We start from the raw sequence: 13,409 nt of genomic DNA, 5'->3' as shown, positions 1-13,409 counted from the left end.
CCGGTCAATCACCGAGGTTCGATCGAAGAATTGTGCGCCCATGCCTGAGATCCCCTTCACTCTCCGCCAACTCGCCTACCTTGTCGCCGCGGCGGAGGACGGCACCATCGCCGCCGCCGCGGCCCGCCTGCACGTCTCCCCCTCCGCGATCTCCGATGCGATCACCGAGCTCGAGCACGGACTCGGCGCCGTGCTGTGCGTCCGGCGCCGAGCGCACGGGCTGACGCTCACGAGCGCCGGCGTCCATACCGTCACTCGGGCGCGGACGCTCCTCCACGACGCGCGCGAACTCGGCCGATCGTTGCAGTCCGTCGAGGGTGAGCTCGTCGGTCCCGTCACGATCGCCTGCTACCCGACGCTGGCGCCGACGATCCTCCCGCCGCTGCTGGACGGCTTCGGCGCCGCCCACCCGCGGGTGACGCTCCAGATCGAGGAGACGACCTCCGACGCGCTGGCCGGACGCATCGAATCGGGGCAGGTGGACGTCGCCTTCGTCTACGACACGCTCATCCCCGGTGCGCCGCGGCGCGAGAAGCTGTTCGAACGTCCCGCGCACGTGCTGCTCGCGGCATCCGACCCGCTCGCCGCCGCCGAGACGGTGCGGCTCGAGGATCTGGTCGACCGCGACCTGATCCTGCTGGACGCCCCGCCCTCGAGCGAGCACACGCTCTCGATGTTCGCGTCCCGCGGGCTGACGCCGCACATCCGCCACCGGACGTCGAGCTACGAAGCCGTTCGCACGCTGGTCGGGCGCGGGCTCGGCTACGGCGTGCTCGTGCAGCGGCCGGCGAACGCCGCGAGCTACGAGGGCTACCCTGTCGCCATGAAGGAGATCGCGCCCCCGGTCGCGCCGGTCGGCATCGACGTCATCTGGTCGGCCACGACGGCTCCGCCCCCGCGCGTGCGGGCGCTGATCGACTTCGCCCGGTCGATCGACTGGGCTCCGGCGCGATGACCGCGCTGCTCTGGGCGATCAAGGCGTCGCTGCTCGACTACGTGCGGGGCATGCCCGACGGCCGCGTCGACCTCGCCGGCGGCGCCCGGGAGGAGTCGTCCGGGGCCTTCTCGTTCCCCGCTGCGCCGTCGTCGCAAGCGGATGCCGCGGACCTGCGGTTCTCGGGGTCGGTCACCCTCACCGGGCACAGCGGCATGATGCGGGTCGTCATCGCCGACCCGCATCTCGCTCGGATCGGCGACGGCTGGGCTCTGACGATCGACGACGGGACCGGCGAGCGCCTGCATTTCGCAGACGTCGCCGGCCTGGACGATCGAGCGGACGGCTCGCGCGTCGGCCGCAGCACGCTGCTGACGGCCGACGGCGCCGAGCTGTTCTTCGGCCCTTACCGGGCGGGTACCGCCCTCGACGATCCGATCGTCACCCGCGCCGAGCCCCGACGAGCGGGCTGACCGCCTGCTCGGCCTCGTGGTCGGGCCCGAGCGGGATGCCGCTGCGGTCGCGCAGCAGCAGGGTGGCGATGAGGCCGAGCAGCACCATGCCGGTGAGGTACCACGTGACGCCGGTGGTGGAGCCGGTCGTCTGGACGATCGCCTGCGCGATCGTCGGCGCGAACGCCCCGCCGAGGATGGCGCCGATCGCGTAGGAGATCGACACCCCCGAGAACCGGATGGATGCCGGGAACAGCTCGGCGTACAGCGCGGCCTGCGGCCCGTAGGTGAGCCCGAGCCCGACGGCGAGCAGGCAGAGCGCGAGGGTCAGCGTGCCGACGCTCGCGAGGCTGACGAGCGGGAAAAGGGCGAAGATCGCCGGGAGGAGGACGATCCATCCGATGACGTAGGTGGTGCGCCTGCCGATGCGATCCGACACCCACCCGGCGAACCAGGTCGACGCGAGCCAGACCACGGAGGCGGCCGCGGCCGCCCAGAGCACCGGACCGCGCTCGAGGCCGATCGGTCCCTCGGGGTTGGTGGCGTACCCCTGGATGTACCCGCCGGTCGTCATGTAGCCGACGGCGTTGTTGCCGGCGAACACGAGAGCGGCGATCACCACGAGCAGCAGGTGGCGACGGAACAGCTGCACGATCGGCATGCGGGTGTGCTCGCGGCGCTCCGCGATCTCGGCGAAGACGGGGCTCTCCTCGACTCGTCGCCGGACGTAGTGCCCGACGAGGATCAGCACGATCGACAGCAGGAACGGCACGCGCCAGCCCCACTCGAGGAACTGGTCGCCCGGGGCCACGACCGTCATGATCGCCATGACGCCGGAGGCGAGGAGCATGCCGAGCGGAACGCCGATCTGCGGCGAGGCGCCGAACAGCCCGCGCTTGTGCTTCGGCGCGTGCTCGACGGCCATCAGCACCGCACCGCCCCATTCGCCGCCGGCGGAGATGCCCTGCAGGATGCGCAGGAACAGCAGCAGGATGGGCGCGGCGACGCCGATGGCCGCGTAGGTCGGCAGGAGACCGACGAGGGTCGTCGCCGCCCCCATCAGGACGAGCGTGATCATGAGCACCATCCGGCGGCCGTACCGGTCGCCGAGGTGACCGGCGAGGAAGGCGCCGAGCGGGCGGAACAGGAAGCTCAGCCCGACCGAGAGGAAGGCGACGATCTGCGCGAAGTCCTCGCCCGCGGGCGCGAAGAACAGCGCCCCGAAGACGAGTCCGGCCGCCTGCGCGTAAATGAAGAAGTCGTACCACTCGACGGTGGTGCCGACGACCGTGGCGAACACCACGCGGCGGCGGTCGGTGTGTGCTGCGATCGTCCCCGTCGGCGTGAAGCCTTCGGGCGGTCGAGCTGAGGATGCGGGAGATGAGGGGACGCTCATGGGTGCTCCAGTGTTTTCGACATCGTTGTCCGCCGAGCGCTTGCTCGACGCATCGCCGATAATATACGATTTGAGATACGACACAAGAGTGCCGTGGACGGGCGAAGGAGCTCACATGAGTGTTGACGGATCGACGGATCCCCGTTTCGCCGCGGTCGGCGGACGCCCCGGCAAGATCGTCGCGGTGCATCTGAGCTACCGCTCGCGGGCGGCGCAGCGCGGTCGCACCCCCCGCTCCCCCTCCTACTTCTTCAAGGCCTCGAGTTCGGTCGCGGCGACCGGCGGCGTCGTCGAGCGACCCGTCGGCACCGAACTCCTCGCCTTCGAGGGTGAGATCGCACTCGTCATCGGCGCGCCCGCCCGCCGCGTCTCGCTCGCCGACGCCTGGAACCACGTCGCCGCCGTCACGGCCGCCAACGATCTCGGCCTGTACGATCTGCGGGCCGCCGATAAGGGCTCGAACGTGCGCTCGAAGGGCGGCGACGGATTCACTCCCCTCGGCCCTGCGCTCATCGACGCCCGCACCGTCGACCCGGCGCGGCTGCGCGTGCGCACCTGGGTCAACGGCGAGCTCGCCCAGGACGGCTCGACGGACGACCTGATCTTCCCGCTCGCCCAGTTCGTGGCGGATCTGTCGCAGCACGCGACCCTCGAGACGGGCGACGTCATCCTCACCGGCACGCCCGCCGGCTCATCGGTCATCGTCCCCGGCGACGTCGTCGAGGTCGAGGTCGATGCGCTCGACACGGGCGCGTCCTCCGGGCGGCTCGTCACCACGGTGGTCGCGGGGCCCGACGTGGCGTTCGATCCCGCGGTGGGATCGCTCCCCGCCGCCGATGACGCGCAGCGCGCAGAGGCATGGGGTTCGCGGGAATCCGCCGGGCTGCCGGCCGCGGCATCCGCGCTCTCCGACGAGCTGCGCGCGAAGCTCGAGCGCACGCCCGTCGCCGGTCTCTCGCAGCAGCTGCGCAAGCGCGGACTGAACAACGTCACGATCGACGGCGTCGCGCCGCTGCACCCCGGGGCCAAGCTCGTCGGGGTCGCCGCGACGCTGCGATTCGTGCCGGGTCGCGAAGACCTCTTCACCGCGCGCGGCGGCGGCTACAACGCGCAGAAGCGCGCCTTCGACGCCGTGGCGCCGGGCGAGGTCATCGTCATCGAGGCCCGCGGCGAAACGGGCTCGGGGACGCTCGGCGACATCCTCGCCATCCGGGCCCATGCCCGCGGCGCCGCCGGCATCGTGACCGACGGGGGTGTTCGCGACGCCGCCGCCGTCACGGCGGTCGGCATCCCCGTCTACACCGCTGGGGCGCACCCCGCGGTGCTCGGCCGCAAGCACGTCCCCTGGGAGACCGGCGTCGCCGTCGCCTGCGGCGGCACGACCGTCGAGCCCGGCGACATCCTCGTGGGTGACGGCGACGGCGTGATCGTCATCCCGCCGTCCCTCGCCGAGGAGGTCGCCGACGCCGCCCTGGCCCAGGAGGACGAGGACGCGTGGGTAGCCGCCCAGGTCGCGGCCGGAGAGCCCGTCGACGGACTCTTCCCGATGAACGCGCAGTGGCGCACGCGGTACGAGAGCGAGCGCCGCAGCTGATGGACGCCGTCGACCTGTCGAGCCTGAGCAAGTCGCAGCAGGCGTACCACTGGGTGAAGGAGCGCATCGCGAGCTCGGAGTTCACCCCCGGCTACCGCCTCGTGCTCGGCACCATCGCCGGCGAGCTCGAGATGAGCGTCGTGCCGGTGCGCGAGGCGATCCGGCAGCTGGAGGCCGAGGGTCTCGTCACCTTCGAGCGCAACGTCGGCGCGCGCGTCTCGATGGTCGACGACTCGCAGTACCGCTTCAGCATGCAGGCCCTCTCGGTGCTCGAGGGCACCGCGACCGCGCTCTCGGCGCGAGGGCTCACGACCGACGACGTCCGGCGCGCCCGCGAGATCAACGAGCGGATGACCGAGACGCTCGATCACTTCGACCCGCGGGCGTTCACTCGTCTGAACCAGGAGTTCCACGCCGTGCTCTTCGAGCGGTGCGCGAACCCCCGCATGCTCGAGCTCGTGCGCGCCGAGTGGGCCAGGCTCGGCAACCTCCGCGACTCGACGTTCAGCTTCGTGCCCGGCCGCGCGCAGGAATCCGTGCGCGAGCACGAGCGCATCCTCGTGCTCATCGAGCAGGGAGCGTCGCTCGGAGACATCGAGCACGCGGCCCGTCGGCACCGCTCCGCGACTCTCGACGCCTACATGATCCACGAGCACCCGGACGAGGCGCTCGGGATGCCGAATTTCTGACCCTGCCAGCGAGGAGCACCTCATGACCGACCCCACCCTGACGGCCCCGCACACGCCGGCCGATCTGCCCGGCCGCATCCAGCACTACATCGACGGCGTCTTCGTCGATTCGCAGGACGGCGACACCTTCGACGTGCTCGATCCGGTGACGAACCGCGTGTATCTGCAGGCCGCGGCCGGCAAGAAGGCGGATGTCGACGCCGCCGTCGCCGCCGCGCGTCGGGCGTTCACCGAGGGCCCCTGGCCCCGGATGCTGCCCCGCGAACGATCGCGGGTGCTGCACCGGATCGCCGACCTCGTCGAGGCGCGCGACGCCCGCCTCGCGGAGCTCGAATCGTTCGACTCGGGGCTCCCGATCACCCAGGCGCTCGGTCAGGCCCGCCGGGCGGCCGAGAACTTCCGCTTCTTCGCCGACCTGATCGTCGCCCAGTCCGATGACACCTTCAAGGTGCCCGGTCGCCAGATCAACTACGTCAACCGCAAGCCGATCGGGGTCGCGGGTCTCATCACCCCCTGGAACACCCCCTTCATGCTCGAGTCGTGGAAGCTCGGCCCCGCCCTCGCGACCGGGAACACCGTCGTCCTGAAGCCGGCGGAGTTCACGCCGCTCTCGGCGTCGCTGTGGGCCGGCATCTTCGAGGAGGCGGGCCTCCCGCAGGGCGTCTTCAACCTCGTCAACGGGCTCGGCGAGGACGCCGGCGACGCGCTCGTGAAGCACCCCGACGTGCCCCTCATCTCGTTCACCGGCGAGAGCTCGACCGGCCAGCTCATCTTCGGCAACGCCGCTCCCCACCTGAAGGGCCTGTCGATGGAGCTCGGCGGCAAGAGCCCGGCGGTCGTCTTCGCCGACGCCGACCTCGACGCCGCGATCGACGCGACGATCTTCGGCGTGTTCTCGCTCAACGGCGAGCGCTGCACGGCAGGCAGCCGCATCCTCGTCGAGCGCTCGGTCTACGACGAGTTCGTCGAACGGTACGCCGCACAGGCGAAGCGCGTGAAGGTCGGCTACCCGCACGACCCCGCGACCGAGGTCGGGGCCCTCGTCCACCCGGAGCATTACGACAAGGTGATGAGCTACGTCGAGATCGGCAAGGGCGAGGGCCGCCTCGTCGCCGGCGGCGGCCGGCCCGACGGGTTCGATGCGGGCAACTTCGTCGCCCCCACCGTCTTCGCCGACGTCGCGCCGACCGCGCGCATCTTCCAGGAGGAGATCTTCGGCCCGGTCGTCGCGATCACGCCCTTCGACACGGACGCCGAAGCCCTCGCGCTCGCCAACGACACCAAGTACGGCCTCGCCGCCTACATCTGGACGAACGACCTCAAGCGCGCGCACAACTTCTCGCAGGCCGTCGAGGCGGGCATGGTGTGGCTGAACTCCAACAACGTCCGCGATCTCCGCACTCCCTTCGGCGGGGTGAAGGCCTCGGGCCTCGGACACGAGGGCGGGTACCGCTCGATCGACTTCTACACCGATCAGCAGGCCGTGCACATCACGCTCGGCAAGGTCCACAACCCCACCTTCGGCAAGAACTGACCCGGTCTCTAGAGCAAGGACGCTGACATGACCCACCGCGACCAGATGACGCGCACCTCCTCGGGCTACTTCGTGAGCCAGGAGGCGCCGATCCTCTCCGACAACCCGATCCCGACGCCGAGCGCGCCCGCCCCCGACGTGCTGCGCTGCGCGTACATGGAGCTCGTCGTCACCGACCTCGCCGCCTCGCGCGAGTTCTACGTCGACGTGCTCGGCCTCTACGTGACCGAGGAGGACGCCGAGTCCATCTACCTGCGCTCGACCGAGGAGTTCATCCACCACAACCTGGTCCTGCGCCAGGGGCCGGTCGCCGCCGTCGCGGCCTTCTCGTACCGCGTGCGCTCCGCCGAGGACCTCGATCGCGCCGTCGCCTTCTACGCGGAGCTCGGATGCCGCGTCGAACGGCGTCCGGAGGGCTTCGTGAAGGGCATCGGCGACTCCGTCCGCGTCGAGGACCCGCTCGGGTTCCCGTACGAGTTCTTCTTCCAGACCGAGCACGTCGAGCGCCTCTCCTGGCGCTACGACCTCCACACGCCGGGCGAGCTCGTGCGCCTCGATCACTTCAACCAGGTCACCCCCGACGTCCCGCGCGCGGTCAACTTCATGCAGTCGCTCGGATTCCGCGTGACCGAGGACATCCAGGACGAGGAGGGCACGGTCTACGCGGCGTGGATGCGGCGCAAGCCCACCGTGCACGACACCGCGATGACCGGCGGCGACGGTCCGCGCATGCACCACGTGGCCTTCGCGACGCACGAGAAGCACAACATCCTCGCCATCTGCGACAAGCTCGGCGCGCTCCGCCGCTCCGACGCGATCGAGCGCGGGCCGGGCCGACACGGGGTCTCGAACGCCTTCTACCTCTACCTGCGCGACCCCGACGGACACCGCGTCGAGATCTACACGCAGGACTACTACACCGGCGACCCCGACAACCCGGTGGTCACGTGGGACGTGCACGACAACCAGCGTCGCGACTGGTGGGGCAACCCCGTGGTCCCCTCCTGGTACACCGAAGCATCCCTCGTGCTCGATCTCGACGGCAACCCGAAGCCCGTGGTCGCGCGCACCGACGACTCCGAGATGGCGGTGACGATCGGCGCGGACGGCTTCTCGTACACCCGTCCCGGCGAGGGCGCCCTGCCCGAGTACAAGCAGGGCGAGTACAAGCTCGGGCACCAGCTCTGATGCTCGCCCCCGAGGTCATCGCCGGGATCGCCGAGGAGCTCGCCGAGGCGGACCGCGCCCACACCGTCATCCCGCGCATCACGGCACGGCATCCGAACGCGACCGTCGAGGACTCCTATGCGATCCAGCGCGTCTGGCGCGACCGCATGATCGCGTCGGGCCGCACGCTCGTCGGCCGGAAGATCGGCCTCACCTCGAAGGCGATGCAGCAGGCCACCGGCATCTCCGAGCCCGACTACGGCGTGATGTTCGACGACACCGTCTACCACTCGGGCGCCGAGATCCCGGTGGATCACTTCTCGAACGTCCGCATCGAGGTCGAGCTCGCCTTCGTGCTGGCCCGGCCGCTCGCGGGTCCGGACTGCACACTCGAGGACGCCCTCGCGGCGATCGACTACGCGGTTCCCGCGCTCGAGGTGCTGAACTCGCACATCGAGCTCGAGGGACGCACGATCGTCGACACGATCTCCGACAACGCCGCCTACGGCGCCATGGTTCTCGGCTCCGTGCGCAAGCGTCCCGACGAGATCGATCTGCGCTGGGTGCCGGGCGTGCTCGCGCGCAACGGCGAGATCGAGGAGACCGGCGTCGCCGCCGGCGTCCTCGGTCATCCCGCGACCGGCGTCGCCTGGCTGGCGAACAAGTTCGCGCAGCACGGCGCGCGTCTGGAGGCCGGGGAGATCATCCTGGCAGGCTCGTTCACGCGCCCGATGTGGGTGTCGCGCGGCGACACCGTCTCCTGCGACTACGGGCCGATGGGAGTGATCGAATGTCGTTTCGTCTGACGCCGACCTTCCGCGACGCGCTCGCGGCATCGGATCGTCCCCTGGCCGGCATGTGGGTGTGCTCGGGCTCGCCCCTGGTCGCCGAGATCTGCGCCGGCGCGGGCCTGGACTGGCTGCTCATCGACATGGAGCACTCCCCCAACGGTCTCGAATCGGTGCTCGCACAGCTCCAGGCGGTCGCCGCGGCGCCCGTGACCCCGGTCGTCCGCGTGCCGATCGGCGACGTCGTGACGATCAAGCAAGTGCTCGACCTGGGCGCGCAGACCCTGCTCGTGCCGATGATCTCATCGGCTGCCGAGGCGGCGGAGGTCGTCGCCGCGGTGCGCTATCCCCCGCGCGGTCGGCGCGGCGTCGGATCCGCCCTGGCCCGGTCGGCGCGGTGGAACCGCGTCGACGACTACCTCGCCGACGCCGATCGGCACGTGTCGGTGTTCGTCCAGGTCGAGACGGTCGAGGGCGTCGCGGCGGCCGGCGAGATCGCCGCCGTCGACGGCATCGACGGGGTGTTCGTCGGACCGAGCGATCTCGCCGCCTCCATGGGGCTGCTCGGACAGCAGACGCATCCGGAGGTCACCGCCGCCGTGCTCCGCGCGTTCGACGCCGTGCGCGCCGCGGGCGTGCCCGTCGGCGTGAACGCGTTCGACCCGGCCGTGGCGGAGACGTATCGGGATGCCGGGGCCGCCTTCATCCTCGTCGGCGCCGACGTCGCGCTGCTCGCCCGGGGGTCGGAGGCCCTTGCGACGCGCTGGGTGCCCGAGGCCGACCGCACCCGACGCGCCGGGTACTGACCGGCCCGGGCCGGTCGGCCGCACCCGCGACGGTCGGCGGGGCGCGATACGTCCGTCGGACCGGCGGTACACGTGCGAACCAGCCGGCACGATGGAGTCCCACCCGCCCCGCACGTCCGACGGATGTATCACCCCGCGGCCCCGCGACCCCCGCGGCCCCCGCGTCGGACCCCCGGGGTGCGACGATGGTGGCATGACCCACGCGCACGAGACCACGCAGACGCACCTCATCACCGGGGCGGGATCGGGCATCGGCCTCGCGATCGCCCGGCGGCTGGCCGATCGCGGTGACCGCCTCGTGCTGGTCGGGCGTGATGCGAATCGGGTCACGGACCTCACGTCGCTGTTTCCGGGGTCGGTGGGGATCGCCGCGGATCTCGGGCACCCGGCATCCCTCGCCGACGCCGTCTCGGCGGCCGAGCTCCCCGACCGGATCGACACGGTCGTGCACGGTGCCGGCATCGTCGACCTCGGCACCGTCGCCGAGCTGAGCGCGACGTCGTGGACCGAGCAGCTGACCGTCAACCTCGTGTCTGCCGCCGAGCTCACGCGGCTCACCCTGCCGGCCGTGCGCGCCGCTCGCGGTCAGGTGCTGTTCGTGAACTCGGGTGCCGGGCTCACCGCTCACCCGGGCTGGAGCGCTTACGCAGCGTCCAAGCACGGACTCAAGGCGCTGGCCGACGCGCTGCGCGGCGAGGAGGCTCCGCACGGCGTGCGCGTCACCACGGTGTACCCGGGACGGACGGCCACGCCGATGCAGGCGAAGGTTCACGCGCAGGAGGGGCGCGACTACGACCCGGGTGCGTTCATCGACCCCGAGTCCGTCGCGACGGCCGCACTCGCAGCCCTCGATCTGCCGCGCGACGCGCTGGTGTCCGACGTGACCGTCCGCCCCGGACCCCGCTGATCGTCGATCGAGCCGTCGCCATGGCCCCGAGAACCCCTTCCGCGGCGCGCAGCGCGTCGCTTCCCCCCGGGCGGCAGTTCGCCCTCACGTGGGGCATCGCCGAACCCTTCGGCGGCATGACGACGGCGCTCCTCGAGCGCAGCCGCCTGTTCGCCGCCGCCGGCTCGCCGGTCGACGTGCTCACCCTCGACGACCGTGCCGTTCCCCTCGGGCCGGCTTTCGCCGCCTGGGCCGACGCCGGCGTGCGCGTCCGCAACCTGTACGACTGGGCGCGATCGGGCGACGTGGCCGCCGCCGGCTCACCGCCGCCGACTCCCGAGCTTCTCGCGGGTGGCGACGTCGTGGAGGACGTGCACGACGGCGTGCTGCTGCGCCGGCTGCGCCTCGGCGACGACGGCAAGCCGGTGGATGTCGACCACCTGCGCGCCGACGGCGCCGTCGCGATGACCGAGCGGCGGCGCGGCAAGAAGCGGATGCTGATCGCCCACGACGCATCCGGCATCCCCGTCCGGGCGTGGCGCCGACGGTACGACCTCTACGCCGCGTGGCTCGACCACCTCACCGGAGGCCGAGAGTCCTTCCTGCTCGTCGACAGCAAGACCGTCGCGCCCTTCGCCGCCGACTACCACGGCCGCCGGGTGACGACGGTCCACATCGTTCACGGGTCGCATCGCGGCCCGACACCGGGCAGCGTGCGCGCGTCCCGGCAGCCGGTGTTCGGCCGTCTCGGCGCCTTCGACGCCGTGGCGTTCGCAACCCGGACTCAGCGTGACGACGTCCGCGCGCTGGTCGGTCGACGCCCGCTGCTCACCACGGTCGCGCACCCCGTCGGTGAGGCGGCCGCGGCATCCGTCGTCGCCGACGAGGAGCGGTCGGGGGCGGTCGTCATCGCTCGGCTCGAGCCGATCAAGCGGGTGGCCGACGCGATCGAGGCCGTCGCGAGACGGAACCGGGATGCCGCCGAGCCGCTGCCGCTGGACGTCTACGGCTCGGGCTCGCAGGCCGAGGCGCTGGCTGCAGCCGCCGCGAAGGCCGCCGAGCCGAGCGCGGCCGACGGCCGCAGCGGACGGCACGACGACGCGATTCAGCTGCGCGGCCACACGGACGACCCGGCGGGGGTGCTCGCGGCCGCGGACGTCCTGCTGCTGACGAGCCGGTCGGAGGCGTTCGGACTCGTCCTGCTGGAAGCGATGGCCGCCGGGTGCCTGCCCATCGCCTACGACGTGCCGTACGGGCCGGCCGATCTCATCCGCTCCGGCGAGAACGGGTGGCTGGTGCCCGACGGCGACATCGATGCGCTCGCCGAGGCGCTGCGCACGGCGGGTGAGCTGGACCCCGCCGCGCGGGCGACGATGCGTCAGAACGCACGCCGCACGGCGGCCGAGTACAGCCCCGAGCGCATCCTCCGCCGCTGGTCCGTCGTGCTGCGCGCCGCCCGTCGCCGACAGGTCCTGCTGGCGGCCGTGCGCCTCCTCGCCCGCGCTGTCCGCGGCGGGCTCCGCCGCCTCCGCCGCCTCCGCTGAACCTTTCAGCGCCTGCATCCGACCGCAGCGCTCGCAGCGCGCCGTTCTCAGGACGCGCCCGCAGTCGCGGCCCCTGCCGGAGCCGATACCCGCCGATGTCCTGAGAACGTGCCCCGGTGCGGAGCTCCCTCGAACGCGTCGGCGCACGGGTCGGCGCTCAGGTGGCGAAGCGCTGCCCGCGAGTCGATCGACATCGCGCGAATCCATCCGGAATGAAGGATCGATGCCCGAGCTGGAGCGGGCCGAGAAAGTCAAGCCCGGACCGGGATGGCGCGCGGGTCGGGCAGGGTGATGCGAGCCGCCGAACCCCGGGAGGACCGATGACACGCTGGCTCGTCCCGACGACCGAGTACGCGGGTGTGACCGCCTACACGGGCGGCATCGGGCGACAGTTCGCCGCGCTGCTGCCCGCTCTCACCCGATGCGGCATCGATGTCGACGTCGCCGTGTTCGCCGACGGCGAGCTGACCGGCACCGCGGCGGCCGGCGGCATCCGCCTCGTGCACGCCGAGAGCTCGAACGGGGTGCCGCGCCTCCGGCGCATCGCTCAGCGGGCGCGCGTCGTCCACGACCTCGCGGCCGCCGGCGACTACGACCTCGTCTTCGCCCCGGAGTGGGCGGGGCTCGCGTCCCACCTGCCCGCGGGTGCGCCGCTCGTCACGAACCTCGTCACGGGAGCCCGCCTCGTCGGCGAGGCGTCCGGGCTCTCCGCGCGGGACCTGCCGCTCGGCCACCGGCTGCCGTTCATGCGACAGGTCGCGGCCGAAGCCCGCCAGGTTCGACGATCCGCCGGCGTCATCGCCATCTCGGCTGCCATGCTCGGGCGCGCCGCCGAGGTGTTCGACCCGCTGCCCCCGGCCCGTGTGGTCCGCAACTGCATCGACCTCGACGCCATCCGCGCCGCGGTCGAGACGGCCGCCGCGCCGGCCGCGTGGCCGGGCCGCGACGGCCCCGTGGTCCTCTTCCTCGGCCGCGCCGAGCGGCGGAAGGGCATCGTCGACGCCTTCGCGGCCTTCGCTGACGTGCACCTCGAGCACCCGGAGGCCCGGCTCGTCATCGCGGGCGCCACGGCCGACGCACGCTTCGAGCCGTCGCATAACGACCTCCTCGCCCTCCTTCCACCGACCGCCCGCGACCGCGTGTGCTGGCTCGGACACCTCGCCCCCGACGATGTCGTCGGCGCGATCGCGCGAGCGGACGTCGTCGTGTGTCCCTCGCGCTGGGAGGGCTTCGGCAACGTCGCGCTCGAGGTCAAGGCCGTGGGCACCCCGCTGGTCGTCACGACCGGCAGCGGCTTCGACGACTTCTGCACCGACGGGGAGGACTGCCAGATGGTGCCGCCCGCCGACGCGCAGCGCCTGGCGGCCGCGATCGGCATCGCCCTCAAGCAGCCCGGGTGGGTCCGCACGCTCGCCGACCGTGCCCGCGCCGGCATCGACGCGTTCGCTCCGGATGCCGTCGCCGCCGACCTGCTCGACGCGATCGCCGAGCTCGACGTCACCCGCCCCCGCGCCCCAGCGCGCGAGTCGATCGAATTCGCGCGAGTCGATCCGGAACGCCGGATGGATCCACGCGATATGGAGTGACTCGCGAGCGGGGGCGGGCTGGGGCGGGCTCGG

General features: G+C 72.1%; 12 protein-coding genes. 11 read left to right on the top strand and 1 reads right to left on the bottom strand.

What is annotated here, in order from left to right:
- Positions 1 to 40: 40 nt before the first annotated feature.
- Both F6B42_RS04440 and F6B42_RS04435 read left to right on the top strand, forming a co-directional pair.
- Positions 41 to 955, top strand: a complete 915-nt coding sequence (locus F6B42_RS04440; protein WP_150418348.1) for a LysR family transcriptional regulator — start codon at positions 41 to 43, stop codon at positions 953 to 955.
- A complete protein-coding gene (locus F6B42_RS04435) occupies positions 952 to 1,407 on the top strand; it encodes an HtaA domain-containing protein (RefSeq protein WP_150418347.1) in 456 nt (151 codons plus the stop codon). The genes F6B42_RS04440 and F6B42_RS04435 overlap by 4 nt, the downstream gene beginning before the upstream one ends.
- Here the strand turns inward: F6B42_RS04435 and F6B42_RS04430 are convergent.
- The gene (locus F6B42_RS04430; RefSeq protein WP_150418346.1) at positions 1,376 to 2,782 is read right to left on the bottom strand and encodes an MFS transporter; all 1,407 of its coding nucleotides are present in this window, start codon (positions 2,780 to 2,782) and stop codon (positions 1,376 to 1,378) included. The two genes, F6B42_RS04435 and F6B42_RS04430, sit on opposite strands and share 32 nt — an antisense overlap.
- 115 nt (positions 2,783 to 2,897) lie before the next feature.
- Between F6B42_RS04430 and F6B42_RS04425 the strand changes: the two genes are divergently transcribed.
- The 9 genes from F6B42_RS04425 (at position 2,898) to F6B42_RS04385 (ending at position 13,376) form a co-directional block, all read left to right on the top strand.
- Positions 2,898 to 4,376 (top strand): fumarylacetoacetate hydrolase family protein, encoded by a 1,479-nt coding sequence (locus tag F6B42_RS04425; RefSeq protein WP_150418345.1) that lies wholly within the window; start codon positions 2,898 to 2,900, stop codon positions 4,374 to 4,376.
- Positions 4,376 to 5,065, top strand: a complete 690-nt coding sequence (locus F6B42_RS04420; RefSeq protein ID WP_150418344.1) for a GntR family transcriptional regulator — start codon at positions 4,376 to 4,378, stop codon at positions 5,063 to 5,065. Before F6B42_RS04425 ends, F6B42_RS04420 begins: the two co-directional genes overlap by 1 nt.
- 22 nt (positions 5,066 to 5,087) lie before the next feature.
- A complete protein-coding gene (gene hpaE, locus F6B42_RS04415) occupies positions 5,088 to 6,599 on the top strand; it encodes a 5-carboxymethyl-2-hydroxymuconate semialdehyde dehydrogenase (RefSeq protein WP_150418343.1) in 1,512 nt (503 codons plus the stop codon).
- Positions 6,600 to 6,626: 27 nt separating this feature from the next.
- Complete coding sequence (hpaD, locus tag F6B42_RS04410) at positions 6,627 to 7,787, top strand: 3,4-dihydroxyphenylacetate 2,3-dioxygenase (protein WP_150418342.1); 1,161 nt, start codon at positions 6,627 to 6,629, stop codon at positions 7,785 to 7,787.
- Positions 7,787 to 8,572 (top strand): 2-keto-4-pentenoate hydratase, encoded by a 786-nt coding sequence (locus F6B42_RS04405; RefSeq protein WP_150418341.1) that lies wholly within the window; start codon positions 7,787 to 7,789, stop codon positions 8,570 to 8,572. The genes hpaD and F6B42_RS04405 overlap by 1 nt, the downstream gene beginning before the upstream one ends.
- Positions 8,557 to 9,360, top strand: a complete 804-nt coding sequence (locus F6B42_RS04400) for an HpcH/HpaI aldolase family protein (RefSeq protein WP_150418340.1) — start codon at positions 8,557 to 8,559, stop codon at positions 9,358 to 9,360. Before F6B42_RS04405 ends, F6B42_RS04400 begins: the two co-directional genes overlap by 16 nt.
- A gap of 193 nt (positions 9,361 to 9,553) precedes the next feature.
- Positions 9,554 to 10,267 (top strand): SDR family oxidoreductase, encoded by a 714-nt coding sequence (locus tag F6B42_RS04395; RefSeq protein ID WP_150418339.1) that lies wholly within the window; start codon positions 9,554 to 9,556, stop codon positions 10,265 to 10,267.
- A 20-nt stretch (positions 10,268 to 10,287) separates the two neighbouring features.
- Positions 10,288 to 11,790, top strand: a complete 1,503-nt coding sequence (locus F6B42_RS04390) for a glycosyltransferase (RefSeq protein WP_150418338.1) — start codon at positions 10,288 to 10,290, stop codon at positions 11,788 to 11,790.
- Between the two features lie 320 nt (positions 11,791 to 12,110).
- A complete protein-coding gene (locus F6B42_RS04385) occupies positions 12,111 to 13,376 on the top strand; it encodes a glycosyltransferase family 4 protein (protein WP_191089257.1) in 1,266 nt (421 codons plus the stop codon).
- Positions 13,377 to 13,409: the final 33 nt, after the last annotated feature.

Source organism: Microbacterium radiodurans (assembly GCF_008710705.1).
In the GTDB taxonomy this organism is placed as follows: Bacteria; Actinomycetota; Actinomycetes; order Actinomycetales; family Microbacteriaceae; genus Microbacterium; species Microbacterium radiodurans.
This window is presented reverse-complemented; position numbering and strand designations above follow the sequence as displayed.